Source organism: Enterobacter cloacae complex sp. P2B (genome assembly GCF_014895985.1).
GTDB classification, from domain to species: domain Bacteria; phylum Pseudomonadota; class Gammaproteobacteria; order Enterobacterales; family Enterobacteriaceae; genus Enterobacter; species Enterobacter bugandensis.
In genome coordinates this window covers 199,991-219,907 of record NZ_JADBQQ010000010.1, presented here as the reverse complement: position 1 = coordinate 219,907, position 19,917 = coordinate 199,991, and the positions used below count along the sequence as shown (strand labels likewise).

Sequence of the window (19,917 nt, the reverse complement as noted above, 5' to 3'; positions counted from 1 at the left end):
GGCGGGTGGCGCTTGCGCTTACCCGCCGATTTCGTAAACGCGTTTAACAGAAGAGTGATTTATGGCTGCAACCAAGCCTGCATTTAACCCTCCGGGTAAAAAAGGTGACATGATTTTCGGCGCGCTGGTCAAACTGGCTGCGCTGATTGTGCTATTGCTGCTGGGCGGCATTATCGTGTCTCTGATTTTCTCCTCCTGGCCGAGCATTCAGAAATTCGGTTTCTCCTTCCTGTGGACCAAAGAGTGGGACGCGCCGAACGATATCTACGGTGCGCTGGTGCCGATTTACGGCACGCTGGTGACCTCGTTCATCGCCCTGCTGATTGCGGTTCCGGTAAGCTTCGGTATTGCGCTGTTCCTGACGGAACTGGCGCCGGGCTGGCTGCGTCGCCCGCTGGGTATTGCCATCGAACTGCTGGCGGCCATCCCAAGTATCGTATACGGCATGTGGGGCCTGTTTATCTTTGCGCCGCTGTTTGCCACGTACTTCCAGGAGCCGGTAGGTAATGTTCTCTCCGCCGTTCCGTTTGTGGGAGCCCTGTTCTCTGGCCCGGCATTCGGTATCGGTATTCTGGCGGCAGGTGTGATCCTCGCCATCATGATTATTCCGTACATTGCGGCGGTAATGCGCGATGTCTTCGAACAAACCCCGGTGATGATGAAAGAGTCGGCCTACGGCATCGGCTGTACCACCTGGGAAGTTATCTGGCGCATTGTCCTTCCGTTCACCAAAAATGGGGTGATCGGCGGCGTAATGCTGGGCTTAGGTCGCGCGCTGGGTGAAACTATGGCGGTCACCTTTATCATCGGTAACACCTACCAGCTCGACAGCGCTTCACTCTATATGCCGGGTAACAGTATTACCTCCGCGCTGGCAAACGAATTTGCCGAAGCGGAATCCGGGCTTCACGTCGCAGCGCTGATGGAACTGGGGCTGATTCTGTTCGTTATCACCTTCATTGTTCTGGCGATTTCCAAGCTGATGATCCTGCGTCTCGCGAAAAATGAGGGGGCACGCTGATGGCAACTCTCGAAATGCAAAGCACCGCCCAGCTTGCCGAATCTCGCCGCAAAATGCAGGCGAAGCGTCGTTTTAAAAACCGCATTGCGCTGACGCTTTCCATGGCAACGATGGCATTCGGCCTGTTCTGGCTGATCTGGATCCTGATGTCCACCATCACCCGTGGTATTGATGGAATGTCTCTGGCGCTGTTCACCGAGATGACGCCGCCGCCAAATACGGCGGGTGGTGGTCTGGCGAACGCCCTGGCGGGCAGCGGCCTGCTGATCCTGTGGGCGACCGTTTTCGGTACGCCGCTGGGCATCATGGCCGGCATCTACCTGGCCGAGTACGGGCGTAAATCCTGGCTGGCAGAGGTGATTCGCTTCATTAACGACATCCTGCTTTCCGCTCCGTCGATTGTCGTGGGCCTGTTTGTTTACACCATTGTAGTCGCGCAAATGGAACACTTCTCCGGCTGGGCGGGCGTAATTGCGCTGGCGCTGCTGCAGGTGCCTATCGTCATTCGTACCACCGAAAACATGCTGAAACTGGTGCCGGATAGCCTGCGTGAAGCAGCTTACGCGCTGGGTACGCCGAAATGGAAAATGATTTCTGCGATCACCCTCAAAGCGTCGGTCTCCGGGATCATGACCGGCATCCTGCTGGCTATCGCCCGTATTGCTGGTGAAACGGCACCGCTGCTGTTTACTGCCCTCTCCAACCAGTTCTGGAGCACGGACATGATGCAGCCGATCGCCAACCTGCCGGTGACGATCTTTAAATTTGCGATGAGCCCATTCGCGGAATGGCAGCAGCTGGCCTGGGCCGGGGTGCTGATCATCACCCTTTGCGTACTGTTGCTGAACATTCTGGCGCGCGTCATTTTCGCGAAGAAGAAACACGGTTAATTTTTTACGGCGCGGCAGCTCGCGGCGCCGAATGAGGAAATGAGTCAATGAGTATGGTTGATACTGCCCCGGGTAAGATTCAGGTTCGTGATTTGAACTTCTACTACGGCAAATTCCATGCCCTGAAGAACATCAACCTGGATATCGCGAAGAACCAGGTCACGGCATTCATCGGTCCGTCTGGCTGTGGCAAGTCCACGCTGCTGCGTACCTTTAACAAAATGTATTCGCTCTATCCGGAGCAGCGCGCTGAAGGTGAAATTATCCTGGATGGCGAAAACATTCTGACCCAGGCCCAGGATATCGCCCTGCTGCGCGCTAAAGTGGGGATGGTGTTCCAGAAACCGACGCCGTTCCCGATGTCCATCTATGACAACATCGCGTTTGGCGTTCGCCTGTTTGAGAAGCTCTCCCGTGCGGACATGGACGAGCGCGTGCAGTGGGCATTGACCAAGGCCGCATTATGGAACGAAACCAAAGATAAACTTCATCAGAGCGGGTACTCTCTCTCCGGTGGTCAACAGCAGCGTCTGTGCATTGCGCGCGGTATCGCCATTCGCCCGGAAGTGTTGCTGCTGGATGAACCATGTTCAGCGCTGGACCCGATCTCAACCGGCCGTATTGAAGAGCTGATCACCGAGCTGAAGCAGGATTACACCGTGGTTATCGTGACCCACAACATGCAGCAGGCTGCGCGTTGCTCAGATCACACGGCGTTTATGTACCTGGGCGAGTTGATTGAGTTCAGCGATACGGACGCGCTGTTCACCCGGCCCGCGAAGAAACAAACCGAAGATTATATTACTGGCCGCTACGGTTGATTTGCCTTAGTGCATGTGGAGAAACCATGGACAACCTCAATCTTAATAAACACATTTCAGGCCAGTTCAACGCAGAGCTGGAAAGTATTCGCACGCAGGTGATGACCATGGGTGGCATGGTCGAGCAGCAGCTTTCTGATGCGATTACGGCAATGCATAACCAGGACAGCGAGCTGGCGAAGCGCGTCATCGAAGGCGACCATAACGTCAACATGATGGAAGTGGCGATCGATGAAGCCTGCGTGCGTATTATCGCCAAGCGTCAGCCGACCGCGAGCGACCTGCGTCTGGTAATGGCGATCATTAAAACCATCGCCGAGCTGGAACGTATTGGTGACGTGGCGGATAAAATCTGCCGCACCGCGCTGGAGAAGTTTTCCCAGCAGCATCAGCCGCTGCTGGTGAGCCTGGAGTCGCTGGGCCGCCACACTGTGCAGATGCTGCACGACGTGCTGGATGCCTTTGCGCGTATGGATCTGGACGAAGCGGTGCGTATCTACCGTGAAGACAAGAAAGTCGACCAGGAGTATGAAGGCATTGTGCGTCAGCTGATGACCTACATGATGGAAGATTCCCGTACCATCCCAAGCGTGCTGACGGCCCTGTTCTGCGCGCGCTCAATCGAGCGTATCGGCGACCGCTGCCAGAACATTTGCGAATATATTTTCTACTTCGTGAAGGGACAGGACTTCCGTCACGTGGGCGGCGACGAGCTGGACAAGCTGCTGGCGGGTAAAGATCCGAAAGAGTGATGGTTGTGGCGGGTGGCGCTGGCGCTTACCCGCCCTACGTTAGCTTAACGCGTAATATCCCACCCGCGTGCCTTCCACAACTCTGGCAATTGCGCCAGATCGGTAAAGGTCGTCACTTTTGGATGATCGATCGGCTTGTTGTGCGGATCGGCACAGAAGTAAAAAACCTCCATCCCTGCATCAATCCCCGACTGGGCACCCGCAGGCGAGTCATCCACCAGAATGCAGTTCTCCACGTTGACGTTCATCGCTTTCGCCGCGTGGAACATCAGGGCCGGATCGGGCTTCCAGCGCTGAATATCGTAGCCGCTGAACAGTTTTTCCGGAAAGTGGTGCAGCATTTCAAGCTTGCCCAGTGAATGCTGCATTTTGCTGACCGGACCGTTGGAAACTACGCAGATTGGCACCGTCATCGCATCCAGCAGCGCGTTAGCCCCGGCAATAACGTCCAGTTCTGAGTCGAAGAGGCGTGCGACCTCGGCGCGGTACACTGGTTCCAGCTCCGCTTTCGCCAGATCCACCCCGTGCTCTTCGTTAATGATGTCGATGATCTCGTACAGCTTCACGCCCTTAAAGCGTTTGAACACCTCTTCGAGATCGAGCGTAATGCCAAATTCCTGGAACATGGCGACATACGCGCGGGAACAAATGACCTCACTGTCGACCAGCGTACCGTCACAGTCGAAAAATACCGCTTCAATTCCGGACATGCCCTTCCCTTTTAACAAGTTTAACGTTTACGTACGACAGATTTACGAGACGCAATCGTTGCCGTATAAGCATAATCAATGAAAAAAGTATCCCGTAACCGCCACTATTGTCGCATTTTGGTATAGGATAGCGACGAATTTTCCCTCCTTGTTCGGAAATTGATGATGAGTCAACAACACACAACCCAGACATCTGGTCAGGGTCTGCTTGAGCGCGTATTCAAACTGCGCGAGCACGGCACAACGGCACGCACCGAAGTGATCGCCGGTTTCACCACCTTCCTGACGATGGTCTATATCGTTTTTGTGAACCCGCAAATTCTGGGCGTCGCTGGCATGGACACCAGCGCCGTCTTTGTTACCACCTGTCTGATCGCGGCCCTTGGCAGCATCCTGATGGGCGTTTTCGCTAACCTGCCCGTGGCGCTGGCACCCGCTATGGGCCTGAATGCGTTCTTCGCGTTCGTGGTGGTTCAGGCGATGGGCCTGCCGTGGCAGGTTGGTATGGGCGCTATCTTCTGGGGTGCGGTCGGCCTGCTGCTGCTGACCATCTTCCGCGTCCGCTACTGGATGATTGCCAATATCCCGGTGAGCCTGCGCGTGGGTATCACCAGCGGTATCGGTCTGTTCATCGGCATGATGGGGCTGAAAAACGCCGGTGTGATCGTGGCGAACCCGGAAACGCTGGTGAGCATCGGTAACCTGACCTCGCACAGCGTGCTGCTGGGCGTGCTGGGCTTCTTCATCATCGCGATCCTGGCGTCGCGCAACATCCACGCTGCGGTGCTGGTCTCTATCATCGTGACCACGCTGCTGGGCTGGATGCTGGGTGACGTGCATTACAGCGGTATTGTCTCTGCGCCGCCGAGCGTCTCTACCGTGATTGGTCACGTTGACCTGGCGGGTTCCCTGAACCTGGGCCTGGCGGGCGTGATCTTCTCCTTCATGCTGGTCAACCTGTTTGACTCCTCCGGTACGCTGATTGGCGTGACGGACAAAGCGGGTCTGGCTGACGAGAAAGGCAAATTCCCGCGCATGAAGCAGGCGCTGTATGTGGACAGCATCTCTTCCGTGGCGGGTTCTTTCATTGGCACCTCATCTGTTACCGCTTACATTGAATCCTCTTCCGGCGTGTCCGTGGGTGGCCGTACCGGCCTGACGGCGGTGGTGGTGGGTATCCTGTTCCTGCTGGTGATCTTCCTCTCTCCGCTGGCGGGTATGGTTCCACCGTATGCGGCTGCCGGCGCGCTGATTTACGTGGGCGTGCTGATGACCTCGAGCCTGGCGCGCGTGAAGTGGGAAGATTTAACCGAAGCGGTGCCGGCCTTTATTACCGCCGTGATGATGCCGTTCAGCTTCTCGATCACCGAAGGTATCGCGCTGGGCTTTATCTCTTACTGTGTGATGAAGATCGGTACCGGCCGCTTCCGCGAACTCAGCCCGTGCGTGATTATCGTTGCGGTGCTGTTTGTGTTGAAGATTGTGTTTATTGACGCGAAATAAACAGGTTTGTTCCCTCTCCACGTGGGAGAGGGCCAGGGTGAGGGCATCAGGCCGCTCCGGCTTACGCCTTCACCCGCTTAATATAATCCCCAAACGCGGTCAGCTGGCCAGAGAGATGGTCACGCGTGCTCTGATCCACCACTTCACCCGTCTGCGGGTCGACCTTGTTTTGAATCACACCGCCCATAAATTCCGGCTTGTTCATCACCATCGCATCCAGGAACACCAGGATCTGACGCAGGTGATACTGGCAGCGTGCGCCACCAATCGCGCCCATTGAGCTGGTCTGGATCAGCACCGGTTTGCCAGACAGCGGCTGCTCCGGTAAACGGGATAACCAGTCAATCGCGTTCTTCAGGCCACCCGGAACCGAGTAGTTATACTCCGGCGTGACAATGACCACACCGTCGGCCTGGCGGATCTGCTCGGCTATCGCCTCCACGCTCTGCGGGAACCCCTCTTCCTGCTGGACATCTGCATCATACAGCGGGATATCGCCAATAGATGGCAGGGCGCTAATTTCCATACCTGCCGGGGCCAACTGCGGCAGCGTGCGGGCAACCATTCCGTTAAATGAACCTTTGCGCAGGCTTCCCAGTAACGTAACTACTTTCAACGTATCAGACATGATTACTCCTGTTTCATCATGATGACCCTGATTGGATCAGCTATGGGTAAATGCTTTTTCTGCCGGTAAACTGGTTAAACGCATCAGGCGTGCGGCGGGCTCGTTGGCGCGCTCGGGCACATCCGGAAGGCTATTCCATCCCTCTTTACTGTCAAATTCCCAAATCTTTAGCCGTTCGATGGCTGGGCTAACTGCAACAGACCATATCAACACATCTTCTGCATCGCTGAGCGCCTCTACAAGCGTGGCTTTAGCGGCACGCAGGCGTCCGGAGCCAGGCAACAATTGCAACAGACTGGCGTCGTCTGAAGCGCATCCGCAGAGCTTGCGAATACTCTGGCGCAGGGTGATGAGCTGGGCTCTGGCCTCGACGGAGTCGTTCTGGTTGCGTACCCACAGCTTCTCATTACTGGAGAGCGGGTAGTCATCGTGCGGGCTTGCGCCGTGGAAGCTCCGCGTCGCACGCTGAAGCTCCATATCCAGCCCGCAATCCCCTTCGGTGGTCAGCGCCACGCCAATGATATTGCCCGTATAGGCAATGGAAAAACGGGGGAGTTCCGGGTCAGCAAAGACCGGGCGGCCTTCTGGTTGCGTGACGATCTCCGGCAGTTCGCTGGTGCCGTACAGCATAAACAGCAGTTCTGCGAGAAGTGCTCTCGAGGCTAAAAACCGCGTCCTGCGGTGTTCGGGGAGTTTGAGCGCCTCACTGTGACAGGCTGAAGAGAGTCTGGCCGATACGAGACGTCCTTCTGTAAGTATCCCTCTTGCAAAGTGCGTTGCCATTTTTCGCTCCTTGATAATGGTCGTAATCGGTTAAACGGTTACATGATTATCGCTTAACTTGACTCCTGTTTTAATCAGTAAATCGGAGTAAGAGAAGCCTGAAGGCCGAACTTTACATTTTCTTAGGCAAAAATTGGATCGCTGCCACCGTACAACGCCTTGATGGTCTCCCGCAGCCAGAGGATTTTCGGATTATGGCTGTTCCGTTTATGCCAGATCAGCGTGAAGGGAACGGTCAGCTTTTCAGCCTGCGCTTCGTCAATGGGAATAGGAAGCGCGATCAGCTTCCGCTGGTGGAGTTCATTGTAGTGGCGACAGTAGTGGGGAGCCGTGGCGATATAGTTATGACCGGGCTGCGCCGCCATAAACATCGACTGCTCAAAGCCCGGCAAACACATGGCAATGTTTCTCTCCCGCCCCATCTCTTTTAGCACCTCATCCAGCGCCCAGGTGTCGCTCCGTTCCCAGAAGATACTGATATGGGGATAGCGCAGGAAGGTCTCCAGATTCCACTCCTCCTGCAGAGCGGGGTGGTCCTCACGCAAATAGACGTATGGACGGTCGCTAAACAGGATTTCGTAGTCGATAAACCACGGCATCAGCTTCAGCAGTTCACGCGAGCGCGGGTGGGTTTCGCGACCGGTGAAGCCAACGTCCACTTCCCCGCGCGTAATGGCGTCCAGCGAGTCGTAATCCCAGTGACGCATCTTCACCGTCGCCTGCGGATAACGCTGGTTCACCAGCTCAAGCAGGGCGTTAAAGCGGATGAGCATCAGCGGCGTTTCGGCGGCCAGCACAAACGTCAGCCCGCCAGGCGAATCATGGTGAGATTTATCGAGGATCTGGTTGCCGATCTGCATCCAGTCGGCCAAATCCTGCTCCAGGCTGACCGTCAGCGGCGTAGGCAGCAGCCCTAACGGCGTTTTGACAAACAGCGGGTCGTCAAACCAGTCGCGCAGCCTGGCCAGCGATTTACTCACTGCCGACGGCGTCACGTTCATCCGCTTCGCGGCTTTGGTGACGCTGCGCTCCTGCAGCAAAAGCTGCAGGCAAAGCAACAGGTTAAGATCGAGACTGCTGATGGGCTTCTTCATACTGTGCCGCGGGCTGGATGACCATAAGTAAGGTGATGCAGACTATGCTACAGCCAATCAGAATCCCGATCAGCATATTGAGCGCGTTAAGTCCGATGACCGCCGCCAGCCATATCCACAGAGACGAGCCGCAGACCTGCGCGATCCCCAGCACCGAGCTTGCCACGCCTGCCCGCAGCGAGAACGGGCCGAGCGCCTGACTCATCGCCACGCCAAAGCCAACCGAGAACCCGGCACAGATGAGCGTAATGCCCACCAGCATCAGCGCATGAGAGCTGGTGGTTGCCAGAACCACACCTGTGGCGAGAAACAGTACTTGAGAGGTCAGCATCAGCGTGCGCTGGCGGAAAAGATTCAGCGCGAAGGGGGTAGAAAATGAGACGGCCATACTGACCATAGCGGTTAATGCCATTACCGTGGAATACTCACCGCGATCGAAACCCATGGTCTCCATCAGCAAAACCGGGGAAACGTTTACATACGTCAGGATCACCGCCACGCTTAACGTGGTTACGGCCAGACGGCTGAGGAAAAAGCGATTGAGAAGTTTCTCTGCCGGATGAATGGTCGCGGTATGGCTGGGATTCTGCGAGCCCGGGTGGGTCTCTTTCAGTACGGCGATCGACAGCACAAAGACCAGGGCGCCCATTGCAGCCATGGTCCAGAACAGGCTCTGCCACGGGAATTTCAGCATGATCAGATAGCCTACAACCGGTGCCAGCACCGGAATGATGCAGGTTATCCCGTTCAGCATGGAGAGCACCTTAGCACGGCGCTGGGCGCTTAAGGTGTCGCGCAAAATAGCAAACGCCACCACGTAACAGCCGCCGGCACCAATGCCCTGGATGAACCGTCCTGCCAGGAACAAGGTGCTGTTCTGTGCCTGTGAGCAGAGAAGAGAGGCCAGGGCAAAGATGATGGCTCCGGTTATTGCGACGGGCTGACGGCCAGCCTTATCCGCGATCTTCCCGGCAAAGACCATCGACGACGCCATTCCTGCGAGGTAGGCCGAAAACGCGATATGCAGCTGCGCTTCGCTGGCACCCAAATCGCGGGCGATGTGCGGTAATCCCACCAGATACATATCAATACCCGACGGATAAAGCAGAACTAATGCGAAACTACAAAACAGAAAACGCGCCATAAACCCCCCATAAATGCAGGCAAGCAGAATAGGGGGTGAAAAGGGTTAAAGCGAGTTGCCATTTGGACAATGGTGATTTCCTGAGAGGAAATCACCATCAATTAGCGGAAACTATTTACCGATACAGAAGCTCGAAAAGATCCGTCCCAGCAGATCGTCCGACGTAAACTCCCCGGTGATCTCGCTTAGATTCTGCTGCGCCAGACGCAGCTCTTCCGCCAGCAGTTCACCCGCCCACGCACCAATCAGCTGCGCTTTGCCCTGGTCAAGATGGCGTGCCGCCTCTTCCAGCGCCTGCAGGTGACGGCGACGCGCCAGGAAGCCGCCTTCCATGCTGGTATCAAAGCCCATGCTCTGCTTGAGATGGTTACGCAGGGCTTCCACGCCTTCCCCTGTACGTGCCGAAAGGCGAATAAGTGAGTGACCATTCACATCGCTGATGCCCAGCGTTTCGCCGGTCACGTCTGCCTTGTTGCGCACTACGGTGATCGGCAGTTTGGCCGGCAGACGGGCGATAAAGTCCGGCCAGATCTCCGCCGGGTCAACGGCGTCGGTCGTGGTGCCATCTACCATAAACAGCACGCGGTCGGCCTGCTCGATTTCCTGCCAGGCGCGCTCGATACCGATGCGCTCAACCTCGTCGCTGGCATCGCGCAGACCCGCGGTATCGATAATGTGCAGCGGCATCCCGTCGATGTGGATATGCTCGCGCAGCACGTCGCGGGTGGTCCCGGCTATGTCGGTGACGATCGCCGCTTCACGGCCCGCCAGGGCGTTCAGCAGGCTCGATTTCCCGGCGTTAGGGCGACCAGCAATGACGACCTTCATCCCTTCACGCAGCAGGCTGCCCTGACGCGCTTCGGCGCGGACGGCATCCAGATCGCTCATCACCTGGTTCAGCTGGGCTTCGATTTTACCGTCAGAGAGGAAGTCGATCTCCTCGTCCGGGAAGTCGATAGCCGCTTCGACATAGATTCGCAGGTGAGTAAGTGCTTCCACAAGGTGATTCACACGTGCGGAAAACGCGCCCTGCAACGAGTTCAGCGCGGAGCGGGCCGCCTGTTCAGAACTGGCATCGATCAGGTCAGCAATCGCCTCCGCCTGCGCCAGGTCGAGCTTGTCGTTCAGGAACGCACGCTCGGAAAATTCGCCCGGCTTCGCAATGCGCAGGCCAGGCAGGGTCAGGATACGTTTTAACAGCAGGTCGAGGATAACCGGGCCGCCGTGGCCCTGAAGTTCCAGCACGTCTTCTCCGGTAAAGGAGTTCGGGCCGGGGAACCACAGCGCAATGCCCTGGTCCAGCGGCGTGCCGTCGGTATCTTTAAACGGCAGGTAATCAGCGTAGCGCGGCTTTGGCAATTTACCCAGCACCGCTTCTGCCACCTCGCGCGCCTTCAGGCCGGAGATGCGCAGAATGCCTACACCACCGCGTCCCGGTGGGGTTGCCTGGGCGACGATAGTGTCGTTATGGCTCATGGTTGGTCTCGTTCAATACAAATAAAAAAGGCGGTCAATCGACCGCCCTTATTTTAGCGTTATCTTACCGAATCAGGACTTTTTCTTTTCGCGGCTATGCAGGCCACGTTTTTCCAGACCACGGTAAATCAGCTGCTGCTGGATGATGGTCACCAGGTTGCTGACGATATAGTACAGCACCAGACCTGACGGGAACCACAGGAAGAACACGGTGAAGATGACCGGCATAAAGGTCATGATCTTCTGCTGCATCGGGTCGGTCACGGTGGTCGGCGACATCTTCTGGATGAAGAACATCGTCACGCCCATCAGGATCGGCAGGATGTAGTACGGGTCCTGTGCGGACAGGTCATGGATCCACAGGGCGAACGGCGCGTGGCGCAGCTCAACGGAACCCATCAGCATGTAGTAAAGCGCAAGGAAGATTGGCATCTGAATCAGCAGCGGGAAGCAACCACCCAGTGGGTTCACTTTCTCTGCCTTATACAGGGCCATCATTTCCTGGCTCTGACGCTGTTTATCATCACCCAGACGCTCACGCATCGCCTGAATCTTCGGCTGCAGCATGCGCATCTTCGCCATGGAGGTGTACTGCGCTTTGGTCAGCGGGTACATGATGCCACGCACGATGAAGGTGATAACGATGATGGAGAAGCCCCAGTTACCCAGGAAGCTGTGGATGAACTTCAGCAGCTTAAACAGCGGCTGCGAGATGAACCACAACCAGCCGTAATCAACGGTCAGATCCAGGTGCGGCGCGACGGCAGCCATTTTGTCCTGGATTTCCGGGCCGACCCACAGGGTGCTTGCCAGCTTACCGGTTTGACCCGGCTGAACCAGAACAGGCTGTGATTTGTAGCCGATGGCTGCAATACCGTTGCCCAGGTTCGCGGTGTAGAAATTATTCGTACCGTCGTTATTCGGGATCCACGCGGTCGCGAAATACTGCTGCAGCATTGCGACCCAACCGCCTTTGGAGCTGACGTTCAGGTTTTCGTTATCGGCAATGGTGTCGAATTTGTATTTCTCGTACTTCGCATCAGGCGTGGAGTACGCCGCGCCACGGAAGGTATGCAGCGCAAAGTTGCTGCTTCCGGTGTCACGGTGTGACGGCAGATTGATGGACTGCTTAAGCTGACCGAAGGTAGACAGTTCCAGCGGTTTCGCACCGGCGTTCTGTACGCTGTAGCCCACGTTCACCGCATACTCACCGCGTTTCAGGGTGAAGGTTTTGGTGAAGGTGTTGCCTGCCGCGTCGGTGTAGGTCATCGGGATAACGAGTTCGTTCTGGCCATCAGCCAGTACAAAGGTGTCGTTCTCGACGTTATACAGTGGACGCGCACCGTTAGCCGGGTTGTCCGGGCCATCACGACCGGTCAGGCCGCTCTGCGCCTGATACAGGAACTCCGGTGTGGTTTCCAGTAACTGGAACGGTTCGTTAGACTTCAGCTCTTTCGGGTAGGTCAACAGCAGCGCCTGCTCAACATCACCACCACGGGTGTTGATAGTCAGCTCAAGCACATCGGTCTTAACCGTAATCTGTTTCCCCTGGCCACTGGCCGGTACGCCCTGGTCGGCGGCGCTACCCGCTGCGGTGGTCGTGGTCTGCGTGGTCTGCTGCTGGGGTTGAGGATTTTTATCCTGCTCCCATGCCTGCCAGATCATGAAAGACACGAACAACAAAGCGATGATAAGAAGATTGCGTTGCGAATCCATCGTTAGTGTTCTCTGGTATCAAAAGGTCCTGGGGGGACGGGGTCGTCTCCACCGGGGTGTAAAGGGTGGCATTTTAATACGCGTTTCACCGTCAACCAACTGCCTTTTATCACTCCAAACCTGCGCAATGCCTCAATTCCGTAGCTTGAGCATGTTGGTGTGAAACGGCAGTGCGGCCCGAGTAGCGGACTAATCAGGCGTTGATAGACCCGAATGAGGGCTATCAGGACCCGTGAGCCAGGCGACAGTGGCGGCGCCATAATTTTTCCAACGCTTCCGAGAGAGCACGGTTATCGAGGTCGGCAACCCCCTTTTTAGCCACCACCACGAAATCCATAGAAGGCAGTTCGTGCTGACGTAAACGGAAGCTTTCACGCGTCAGACGTTTAATCCGGTTGCGTTCATGCGCACGCTTAACGTTTTTCTTAGCGACTGTGAGACCGATGCGGGGATGCCCCAGCGAATTTTGGCGGCCGAGGATGGTGATTTGCGGCGTGCCAGCCCGTTGTGGCTGCTGGAAGACGAAAGTGAAATGAGTGGGAGTTAACAAACGTAACTCCCTGGGAAATGCTAGCTTAACCACTCAGGGGTTAGCTTTATTACTTGGAAACGGTCAGACGAGCGCGGCCTTTAGCACGACGACGTGCCAGAACCTGACGACCATTTTTAGTAGCCATACGAGCACGGAAGCCGTGAGAACGGTTGCGCTTCAGTACAGACGGTTGAAAAGTGCGTTTCATGGCGATTTCTACCTAAACTTGAAAAAATTCATGACTTTTGCGGATGCCCGACCGAGTTTCGAATGACGGACGCCGAAGCCGTGGGTGATTAAAGAGGCCGGATTGTAATAATTGTACACTCCGGAGTCAATTCTCTTTCCTTATTTCCCGCGTATTTCCGCACGATTTCGCGTGGAAAATGAGCAACGGACGACGCAGGAAGATGAGCATCACGCGCCGGGTCGAGGATTATACGGCCTCGCCAACAAAGCGCAAGGATCGTCCCGGATCTTCGTTAGATCATTTAAGCAATAAATTGTCGCTGCTCATTAAATTTTCCAATATGCGGGCTAAATCGCGGGGCACTCGCGCCAGGATCGTTTACACTTACCCGGTTTCGGATCTTCCTGTGGATAAATCGGGAAGAATCTGTGAGAAACAGAAGATCTCTGGCTCAGTTTACGCTATGATCCGCGGTCCCGATCGGGATCCCAGGATCCTGGTCAGGATAAATTGCAGATAGCAATTCGCACGTCCCCCTTTACACAGGGTCATGTCGATGTGCGCCAACAATCATGAATATTCAATAGTTTTCTTTTATTGTTCGAGTGGAGTCCGCCGTGTCACTTTCGCTTTGGCAGCAGTGTCTTGCCCGATTGCAGGATGAGTTACCAGCCACAGAATTCAGTATGTGGATCCGCCCGTTGCAGGCGGAGCTGAGCGATAACACGCTGGCTTTGTATGCGCCAAACCGTTTTGTGCTCGATTGGGTAAGAGACAAGTACCTTAATAACATCAATGGCCTGCTGAACGATTTTTGCGGGTCAGATGTCCCACAGCTGCGTTTTGAAGTGGGCACAAAGCCGGTCACCCAAACCGTACGTGAAACCGTGAATGTGGCTGCGCCCGCTCAGGCTGTTCCGGCTCCGGCGCCTCGCGTTGCACCTGCTCGTCAGGGCTGGGATAACGTCCCTGCCCCCGCAGAGCCAACCTACCGCTCTAACGTTAACGTGAAACACACGTTCGATAACTTCGTTGAAGGTAAGTCGAACCAGCTGGCGCGCGCGGCAGCCCGTCAGGTTGCCGATAACCCCGGCGGTGCTTACAACCCGCTGTTCCTGTATGGCGGCACGGGTCTGGGTAAAACCCACCTGCTGCATGCGGTAGGTAACGGCATTATGGCGCGCAAGCCCAACGCGAAAGTGGTGTATATGCACTCCGAGCGCTTCGTTCAGGACATGGTAAAAGCCCTGCAAAACAATGCGATCGAAGAGTTTAAACGCTACTACCGTTCCGTTGACGCGCTGCTGATCGATGACATCCAGTTCTTTGCCAATAAAGAACGATCGCAGGAAGAGTTTTTCCACACCTTTAACGCCCTGCTGGAAGGCAATCAGCAGATCATTTTGACCTCGGATCGTTATCCTAAAGAGATCAACGGTGTTGAAGATCGTCTCAAATCCCGCTTCGGCTGGGGCCTCACCGTGGCGATCGAGCCACCGGAGCTGGAAACCCGCGTCGCGATCCTGATGAAGAAAGCCGATGAGAACGACATCCGCCTGCCGGGTGAAGTGGCGTTCTTCATCGCCAAGCGCCTGCGCTCCAACGTGCGTGAGCTGGAAGGGGCGCTGAACCGCGTTATCGCCAATGCCAACTTCACCGGTCGTGCGATCACCATCGATTTTGTGCGTGAAGCACTGCGCGATTTGTTGGCATTGCAGGAAAAACTGGTCACCATCGACAATATTCAAAAGACGGTGGCTGAGTACTACAAGATCAAAGTGGCAGATTTACTGTCTAAACGTCGTTCCCGCTCGGTGGCGCGTCCGCGTCAGATGGCGATGGCGCTGGCAAAGGAGTTAACCAACCACAGTCTGCCGGAAATCGGCGATGCGTTTGGTGGCCGTGACCATACGACCGTGCTGCACGCGTGTCGCAAGATTGAGCAGTTACGCGAAGAAAGCCACGACATAAAAGAAGATTTTTCCAATCTAATCAGAACATTATCATCGTGACGCTATGAAATTTACCGTTGAACGTGAACATTTATTAAAACCGCTGCAACAGGTGAGTGGCCCATTAGGCGGCCGCCCAACGCTGCCTATTCTCGGAAACCTGCTGCTTCAGGTCGCGGACGGTACGCTGTCGCTGACCGGTACAGATCTGGAAATGGAAATGATCGCGCGCGTTACGTTGACGCAGCCGCACGACGCGGGCGCGACCACGGTTCCGGCACGTAAATTCTTTGATATTTGCCGCGGATTGCCTGAAGGCGCTGAAATCGCCGTGCAGCTGGAGGGCGACCGCATGCTGGTGCGCTCTGGCCGCAGCCGTTTCTCGCTCTCCACGCTGCCCGCTGCGGACTTCCCGAACCTGGACGACTGGCAGAGTGAAGTAGAATTCACTCTTCCGCAGGCGACGATGAAGCGTCTGATTGAAGCCACGCAGTTCTCCATGGCGCATCAGGACGTTCGTTACTACTTAAACGGCATGCTGTTCGAAACCGAAGGTGAAGAGCTGCGTACCGTGGCGACCGACGGCCACCGTCTGGCGGTCTGTTCCATGCCGATTGGCGACTCGCTGCCGAACCATTCGGTGATCGTGCCGCGTAAAGGCGTGATTGAACTGATGCGTATGCTCGACGGCGGTGACACGCCGCTGCGGGTGCAGATTGGCAGCAATAACATCCGTGCCCACGTGGGCGATTTTGTCTTCACTTCGAAGCTGGTTGATGGCCGTTTCCCGGATTATCGCCGCGTATTGCCGAAGAACCCGGACAAAACGCTGGAAGCGGGCTGCGATAGCCTCAAGCAGGCGTTTGCCCGCGCGGCCATTCTCTCGAACGAGAAATTCCGCGGCGTGCGCCTGTACGTGAGTGAAAACCAGATCAAAATCACCGCCAACAACCCGGAGCAGGAAGAGGCAGAAGAGATTCTGGACGTCACCTACGCCGGGGCTGAGATGGAAATCGGCTTCAACGTCAGCTACGTGCTGGATGTGCTCAATGCACTGAAATGCGAGAATGTGCGCATTCTGCTGACCGACTCCGTTTCAAGCGTACAGATTGAAGATGCGGCCAGCCAAAGCGCGGCTTATGTTGTCATGCCAATGAGACTGTAATGTCGCTCACCCGTCTGTTGATCCGCGACTTTCGCAATATCGAAAGCGCGGATCTCGTTTTATCCCCCGGCTTTAACTTCCTGGTTGGCGCGAACGGCAGCGGCAAAACCAGCGTGCTGGAAGCCATCTATACGCTCGGCCATGGCCGGGCGTTTCGCAGTTTGCAGATTGGTCGCGTCATTCGCCACGAGCAGGAATCCTTTGTTCTGCACGGGCGTTTGCAGGGCGCAGAGCGGGAAACCGCCATCGGCCTGACCAAAGACAAGCAGGGCGATAGCAAGGTGCGCATCGACGGCACCGACGGCCATAAGGTGGCGGAGCTGGCGCTGCTGATGCCAATGCAGCTGATTACGCCCGAGGGGTTTACTTTACTCAACGGCGGCCCCAAATACAGAAGAGCGTTCCTCGACTGGGGATGCTTTCACAATGAAGCCGGTTTCTTTAACGCCTGGAGCAACCTGAAGCGTCTGCTTAAACAGCGTAACGCCGCGTTGCGCCAGGTCACGCGCTACGCCCAGCTGCGTCCGTGGGACATGGAACTCATCCCTCTTGCGGAACAGATAAGCCGCTGGCGTGCCGAATACAGCGCGGGTATCGCCGAAGATATGGCCGACACCTGCAAACAGTTTTTACCCGAGTTCTCTCTCACCTTCTCCTTCCAGCGTGGCTGGGAGAAAGAGACGGATTATGCCGAGGTGTTAGAGAGAAGCTTCGAGCGCGACCGGATGTTGACCTACACCGCGCACGGCCCGCACAAGGCGGATTTCCGCATTCGTGCCGACGGTGCGCCGGTGGAAGACACGCTGTCGCGCGGGCAGCTCAAGCTCCTGATGTGCGCGCTACGCCTGGCGCAGGGGGAGTTCCTCACCCGCGAGAGCGGACGACGCTGCCTGTATCTGATAGATGATTTTGCCTCGGAACTTGACGACGCGCGGCGCGGGCTGCTTGCCAGCCGCTTAAAAGCCACGCAGTCGCAGGTTTTCGTCAGCGCCATTAGCGCTGAACACGTTATGGACATGTCGGACGAAAATTCGAAGATGTTTACCGTGGAAAAGGGTAAAATAACGGATTAACCCAAGTTGAAATGAGCGAGAAACGTTGATGTCGAATTCTTATGACTCCTCCAGTATCAAAGTCCTGAAAGGGCTGGATGCGGTGCGTAAGCGCCCGGGTATGTATATCGGCGACACGGATGACGGCACCGGTCTGCACCACATGGTATTCGAGGTGGTAGATAACGCTATCGACGAAGCGCTCGCGGGTCACTGTAAAGACATCGTGGTCACCATCCATGCGGACAACTCCGTCTCCGTTACCGATGACGGTCGTGGCATCCCAACCGGTATTCACCCGGAAGAGGGCGTATCGGCTGCGGAAGTGATCATGACCGTACTGCACGCAGGCGGTAAGTTCGACGATAACTCCTATAAGGTTTCAGGCGGCCTGCACGGCGTAGGCGTTTCCGTAGTAAACGCCCTGTCGCAAAAGCTGGAGCTGGTTATTCAGCGCGAAGGCAAAATTCACCGTCAGATCTATCAGCACGGCGTGCCTGAAGCCCCGCTGGCCGTTACCGGTGATACCGATAAAACCGGTACCATGGTGCGTTTCTGGCCGAGCCTTGAAACCTTCACCAACGTCACTGAATTCGAGTACGACATCCTGGCGAAGCGCCTGCGTGAACTGTCGTTCCTGAACTCTGGCGTCTCTATTCGCCTGCGCGACAAACGCGACAATAAAGAAGACCACTTCCACTACGAAGGCGGTATCAAGGCGTTTGTTGAGTATCTGAACAAGAACAAAACGCCAATTCACCCAAATATCTTTTATTTCTCCACCGAAAAAGACGGTATCGGCGTGGAAGTGGCGCTGCAGTGGAACGACGGTTTCCAGGAAAACATCTACTGCTTTACCAACAACATTCCACAGCGCGACGGCGGTACTCACCTTGCGGGCTTCCGTGCGGCGATGACCCGTACCCTGAACGCCTACATGGACAAAGAAGGCTACAGCAAAAAAGCGAAAGTCAGCGCCACCGGTGACGACGCCCGTGAAGGCCTGATTGCCGTGGTCTCCGTGAAGGTGCCGGATCCGAAGTTTTCCTCACAGACCAAAGACAAGCTGGTTTCTTCTGAGGTGAAATCGGCGGTTGAGCAGCAGATGAACGAACTGCTGAGCGAATACCTGCTGGAAAACCCGAACGATGCGAAAATCGTGGTGGGCAAAATTATTGATGCGGCACGTGCCCGTGAAGCGGCGCGTAAAGCCCGTGAAATGACCCGTCGTAAAGGCGCGCTGGACCTGGCAGGCCTGCCGGGCAAGCTGGCTGACTGTCAGGAACGTGACCCGGCGCTGTCCGAACTGTACCTCGTGGAAGGGGACTCCGCGGGCGGTTCTGCGAAGCAGGGCCGTAACCGTAAGAACCAGGCGATCCTGCCGCTGAAGGGTAAAATCCTCAACGTTGAGAAAGCGCGCTTCGACAAGATGCTCTCTTCTCAGGAAGTGGCGACGCTCATCACCGCGCTCGGCTGCGGCATTGGCCGCGACGAGTACAACCCGGACAAGCTGCGCTATCACAGCATCATCATCATGACCGATGCGGACGTCGACGGCTCGCACATCCGTACGCTGCTGTTGACCTTCTTCTATCGTCAGATGCCGGAAATCGTTGAGCGCGGCCACGTCTACATTGCCCAGCCGCCGCTGTACAAGGTGAAGAAAGGCAAGCAGGAACAGTACATTAAAGATGACGACGCGATGGATCAGTACCAAATCGCGATTGCCCTTGATGGCGCGACCCTGCATGCGAACTCCAGCGCGCCAGCGCTGGCCGGCGAGCCGCTGGAGCGTCTGGTCTCCGAGTTCAATGCCACGCAGAAAATGATTGGCCGTATGGAACGCCGCTATCCAAAAGCGCTGCTGAAGGAGCTGGTCTATCAGCCAACCCTGACCGAAGCCGATCTGAGCAACGAGCAGGCCGTGACCCGCTGGGTGAATACCCTGGTGAGCGAGCTGAACGAGAAAGAGCAGCACGGCAGCCAGTGGAAGTTCGACGTTCAACAGAATGCGGCACAGCAGTTTGAGCCGATTGTTCGCGTGCGTACTCACGGCGTCGACACCGACTACCCGCTGGAGCACGAATTCGTGACCGGCCCGGAATACCGCCGTATCTGCACCCTCGGCGAGAAGCTGCGCGGCCTGATCGAAGACGATGCCTTCATCGAACGTGGCGAGCGTCGTCAGCCGGTAGCAAGCTTCGAGCAGGCGCTGGACTGGCTGGTGAAAGAATCCCGTCGCGGTCTGTCTATTCAGCGTTATAAAGGTCTGGGCGAAATGAACCCGGATCAGCTGTGGGAAACCACCATGGATCCGGAAAGCCGTCGCATGCTGCGCGTCACCGTTAAAGACGCGATTGCTGCGGATCAGCTGTTCACCACCCTGATGGGCGATGCGGTAGAACCACGTCGTGCGTTCATTGAAGAGAACGCGCTGAAAGCGGCGAATATCGATATTTAACAGTCGCTATCCCGCATGAAAACTGGC

Annotated in this window: 19 protein-coding genes; 9 read left to right on the top strand and 10 right to left on the bottom strand. The window is 56.2% G+C overall.

What is annotated here, in order from left to right:
- Window positions 1–61 precede the first annotated feature (61 nt).
- From pstC to phoU, 4 genes are read left to right on the top strand one after another with little or no spacing between them, the layout of a single operon-like run.
- Window positions 62–1,021, top strand: a complete 960-nt coding sequence (gene pstC, locus IM313_RS09945; RefSeq protein WP_028014924.1) for a phosphate ABC transporter permease PstC — start codon at window positions 62–64, stop codon at window positions 1,019–1,021.
- The gene (gene pstA, locus IM313_RS09940) at window positions 1,021–1,911 is read left to right on the top strand and encodes a phosphate ABC transporter permease PstA (RefSeq protein WP_014881893.1); all 891 of its coding nucleotides are present in this window, start codon (window positions 1,021–1,023) and stop codon (window positions 1,909–1,911) included. Before pstC ends, pstA begins: the two co-directional genes overlap by 1 nt.
- 47 nt (window positions 1,912–1,958) lie before the next feature.
- Window positions 1,959–2,732 (top strand): phosphate ABC transporter ATP-binding protein PstB, encoded by a 774-nt coding sequence (pstB, locus tag IM313_RS09935; RefSeq protein ID WP_010426574.1) that lies wholly within the window; start codon window positions 1,959–1,961, stop codon window positions 2,730–2,732.
- Between the two features lie 26 nt (window positions 2,733–2,758).
- The gene (phoU, locus tag IM313_RS09930) at window positions 2,759–3,484 is read left to right on the top strand and encodes a phosphate signaling complex protein PhoU (RefSeq protein WP_003861153.1); all 726 of its coding nucleotides are present in this window, start codon (window positions 2,759–2,761) and stop codon (window positions 3,482–3,484) included.
- Window positions 3,485–3,528: 44 nt separating this feature from the next.
- Here phoU and yieH read toward each other — a convergent pair whose 3' ends face one another.
- Window positions 3,529–4,194 (bottom strand): 6-phosphogluconate phosphatase, encoded by a 666-nt coding sequence (gene yieH, locus IM313_RS09925; protein ID WP_047366739.1) that lies wholly within the window; start codon window positions 4,192–4,194, stop codon window positions 3,529–3,531.
- 165 nt (window positions 4,195–4,359) lie between these two features.
- Between yieH and adeP the strand changes: the two genes are divergently transcribed.
- The gene (gene adeP / locus IM313_RS09920) at window positions 4,360–5,697 is read left to right on the top strand and encodes an adenine permease AdeP (RefSeq protein ID WP_192971869.1); all 1,338 of its coding nucleotides are present in this window, start codon (window positions 4,360–4,362) and stop codon (window positions 5,695–5,697) included.
- Window positions 5,698–5,758: 61 nt separating this feature from the next.
- Here adeP and IM313_RS09915 read toward each other — a convergent pair whose 3' ends face one another.
- The 9 genes from IM313_RS09915 to rpmH form a co-directional block, all read right to left on the bottom strand.
- Complete coding sequence (locus tag IM313_RS09915; RefSeq protein ID WP_003861147.1) at window positions 5,759–6,325, bottom strand: NADPH-dependent FMN reductase; 567 nt, start codon at window positions 6,323–6,325, stop codon at window positions 5,759–5,761.
- 36 nt (window positions 6,326–6,361) lie between these two features.
- On the bottom strand, window positions 6,362–7,108 hold the full coding sequence (locus tag IM313_RS09910) for a 4'-phosphopantetheinyl transferase superfamily protein (protein ID WP_192971860.1): 747 nt from the start codon (window positions 7,106–7,108) through the stop codon (window positions 6,362–6,364).
- Window positions 7,109–7,230: 122 nt separating this feature from the next.
- The gene (yidZ, locus tag IM313_RS09905; RefSeq protein WP_048961462.1) at window positions 7,231–8,202 is read right to left on the bottom strand and encodes an HTH-type transcriptional regulator YidZ; all 972 of its coding nucleotides are present in this window, start codon (window positions 8,200–8,202) and stop codon (window positions 7,231–7,233) included.
- Window positions 8,171–9,346: an MFS transporter gene (locus tag IM313_RS09900; RefSeq protein WP_192971859.1), complete on the bottom strand. Its 1,176-nt coding sequence runs from the start codon at window positions 9,344–9,346 to the stop codon at window positions 8,171–8,173. Before IM313_RS09900 ends, yidZ begins: the two co-directional genes overlap by 32 nt.
- Window positions 9,347–9,457: 111 nt before the next feature.
- Complete coding sequence (gene mnmE, locus IM313_RS09895; protein WP_126327371.1) at window positions 9,458–10,822, bottom strand: tRNA uridine-5-carboxymethylaminomethyl(34) synthesis GTPase MnmE; 1,365 nt, start codon at window positions 10,820–10,822, stop codon at window positions 9,458–9,460.
- Between the two features lie 72 nt (window positions 10,823–10,894).
- On the bottom strand, window positions 10,895–12,538 hold the full coding sequence (gene yidC / locus IM313_RS09890; protein WP_028014931.1) for a membrane protein insertase YidC: 1,644 nt from the start codon (window positions 12,536–12,538) through the stop codon (window positions 10,895–10,897).
- 2 nt (window positions 12,539–12,540) lie between these two features.
- Window positions 12,541–12,798, bottom strand: coding sequence for a membrane protein insertion efficiency factor YidD (yidD, locus tag IM313_RS09885; protein ID WP_001307474.1), 258 nt, complete (start codon window positions 12,796–12,798; stop codon window positions 12,541–12,543).
- A complete protein-coding gene (gene rnpA / locus IM313_RS09880; protein ID WP_014072458.1) occupies window positions 12,762–13,121 on the bottom strand; it encodes a ribonuclease P protein component in 360 nt (119 codons plus the stop codon). Before rnpA ends, yidD begins: the two co-directional genes overlap by 37 nt.
- A gap of 16 nt (window positions 13,122–13,137) precedes the next feature.
- Entirely contained in the window at window positions 13,138–13,278 is a 141-nt protein-coding gene (gene rpmH, locus IM313_RS09875; protein WP_000831330.1) for a 50S ribosomal protein L34, read from the bottom strand.
- Between the two features lie 599 nt (window positions 13,279–13,877).
- On the opposite strand from rpmH, the gene dnaA reads away from it, so the two are divergent.
- Genes dnaA through gyrB form a run of 4 tightly spaced genes read left to right on the top strand, consistent with a single transcriptional unit; the run spans window position 13,878 to window position 19,890 of the window.
- Window positions 13,878–15,272, top strand: coding sequence for a chromosomal replication initiator protein DnaA (gene dnaA / locus IM313_RS09870; protein ID WP_032644944.1), 1,395 nt, complete (start codon window positions 13,878–13,880; stop codon window positions 15,270–15,272).
- Window positions 15,273–15,276: 4 nt separating this feature from the next.
- The gene (dnaN, locus tag IM313_RS09865; protein ID WP_008500170.1) at window positions 15,277–16,377 is read left to right on the top strand and encodes a DNA polymerase III subunit beta; all 1,101 of its coding nucleotides are present in this window, start codon (window positions 15,277–15,279) and stop codon (window positions 16,375–16,377) included.
- Window positions 16,377–17,450 carry a DNA replication/repair protein RecF gene (gene recF, locus IM313_RS09860; protein ID WP_192971858.1) on the top strand — a complete coding sequence of 358 codons (1,074 nt, stop codon included), beginning with the start codon at window positions 16,377–16,379 and terminating at the stop codon, window positions 17,448–17,450. The genes dnaN and recF overlap by 1 nt, the downstream gene beginning before the upstream one ends.
- 28 nt (window positions 17,451–17,478) lie before the next feature.
- Complete coding sequence (gene gyrB / locus IM313_RS09855; protein ID WP_028014934.1) at window positions 17,479–19,890, top strand: DNA topoisomerase (ATP-hydrolyzing) subunit B; 2,412 nt, start codon at window positions 17,479–17,481, stop codon at window positions 19,888–19,890.
- Window positions 19,891–19,917 lie beyond the last annotated feature (27 nt).